This is a genomic window from Nonomuraea sp. NPDC048916 (assembly GCF_040649575.1).
Classification (GTDB): domain Bacteria; phylum Actinomycetota; class Actinomycetes; order Streptosporangiales; family Streptosporangiaceae; genus Nonomuraea.
The window spans coordinates 1-2,033 of record NZ_JBEZFS010000105.1; the positions used below are offsets into that span (position 1 = coordinate 1).

Consider the following 2,033-nt stretch of genomic DNA (forward strand, 5'->3'; position numbering starts at 1 on the left):
CCCGGCTTCGACAGATGATTGTTCTGCTAGGGGCATTAACACCTGTCTGAACAGCGGAAACGCCGAGGACACGCCGGAGGGGCGTGTCACTAGGCGTTCGGGGGCCCCACGAGGCGGGATGGGGGCGTGCGGTCAGTCCGCGACGGCCAGATCGAGGATTTTCTTGGGCGCAGGGACGCCGAGGGCGGCCAGCAGGTCGCGTTGGGGCTTGGTGAGTTCGGTGGTCTGCCGGAAGGTGCCCGAGGGGCCGGTATAGGTGATGGCGTGCAGGCGCTGCAGCTCGGCGCGCATCGTGGTCCAGGTCTGCCCGGCGGCGTTCTCGGCGACGCGGATGAGCAGCAGGGCGAGCCAGCACAGCAGGACGTGGGCGCGGATGCGGTCTTCCCGGCGATGGTAGACCGGCCGCAGATCGATGATCGATTTCATGTCGCGCCAGCCCCGTTCCACCTCCAGGAGCTGCTTGTATCCCAGTGCGACGTCCTCGGGGCTCAGGCTGGGGTCGCTGCAGCGCAGCAGGTATTTTCCGTCCAGGTTCGTCTCCCGCTCGACCTTCGCGCGGTCGATGCGCAGCAGTCCGCCGGGGGTGGTGCGCAGGAAGCGGTGCAGGCCGGGTTTGGTGGAGATGACCCCGGCGAGTTCGGCCCGTTTGGTGGCTCTGAGCTTGTCGGTGCCGTCGATCATCTCGGTCAGCTGGGCGAGGAGCTGCTCGCGGACGGCGGCGTCGCGGACGGCCGCCTCGGGGTTGTAGCAGATGATGAACCGATCCTGCGAGCCGATCTTCACTTCTTTGACCTGCAGGTTGTCGGCGACGGCGGCGTAGCGGCCCTGCCGGGACAGGGCGGCCTTGGCCTCGGCGGTGCCCGAGCGGAGCTTCTCGCCGATGATGTAGCCGGTGCCACCGCGCATCAGGTGCCGCCGGTTCTTGGTGGAGGAGAACCCGCGGTCGGCCACGTAGATGACCTTGGATAGGGTCCATTCGCGCAGGTCGTCGCGGACTTGGCGGATCAGCGCGGAATCGCCGGTGCTGCCCGGCCAGGACCAGACCCGGACCGGGATGCCCTCGCGGGTGACCGCCATGCCGACCACGACCTGTGGCAGATCGGGCCGTGAGTCCTTGCTCTTGCCGTAGGAGCGGAATCCGCGCAGTTGCACCTTCTGCCCGTCTTCGGGGTCGTCCTCGTCGCGGTCTCGGCCGGCCGATGAGGTGGCCGGCTGGTCAAGACGGTGGCCTCGCTCGTCACGGGCGATGGCCTCATCGGCTTGGCCGGTCTCGAAATAGGTGCTCGTCGTATCGAAGAAGATCAAGTCGACTTCAAGGTTCAACAGGTCGGTGACCTGGAAGTACACCTCTTTGGCCAGGTCGGGTTCGATCTCGGCCAGCCAGTCCATCGCCCGGTAGCATGCTTGCTCGTCGATGTCGGCCAGGCCGTCGATGTGCACGTCGGCGCTGATCCACTCGGTCGCGGCCAGCTTGGACGAGGGCGCCAGCGCCCGGTTGGCGACCAGCGCGAACAGCGCCCGCTCAGCTCGGGCGCCCATCCGGCGCCCGCTCAGCAGCCGCGTCATCGTGGCGGCGATGCCCAGCCGCCGCCACAGCCCGTCCAGCACGTGGGTGCCGCCCAGCGGCCGTGCCTCCAGGAAGTCCAGGCCCGGCCGGGCGCTCAAGGTGGCGGCACGGTCCGGATCGAGCAGCCGTCCTAGCGACACGACAAGCCGTTCGATCGCCGCCCGGTCCAGCTGGTCGGCGCGGCCGAAGGAGTGCAGCACCTTGGTCCGGGACCGCTGCGCGTCGGCGTCCCACTCGTTGTGGGCCAGCTGCAGATAGCGGATCTCCTGGCCGTCCTTGGTCCGTCGAATGGCCGTCTTCACGTACATGCCACTAGACGATACCGCTACATCCCAGCGTAAATGTCGTTTGCAGCCTAAAGCGTGTCACTAGGCATTTCCGGTGATTCCGCTAGGCGTGCGGACCGTGACCTGCGCGTACACGCTCATCATGCCCCCAGACTCCCGATGATCTGTCGAACCCGGGA

General features: G+C 67.4%; 1 protein-coding gene. It reads right to left on the minus strand.

What is annotated here, in order from left to right; translation table 11 throughout:
* Positions 1–132: 132 nt before the first annotated feature.
* Entirely contained in the window at positions 133–1,875 is a 1,743-nt protein-coding gene (locus AB0C16_RS39920) for an IS1634 family transposase (protein WP_357691337.1), read from the minus strand.
* Positions 1,876–2,033 lie beyond the last annotated feature (158 nt).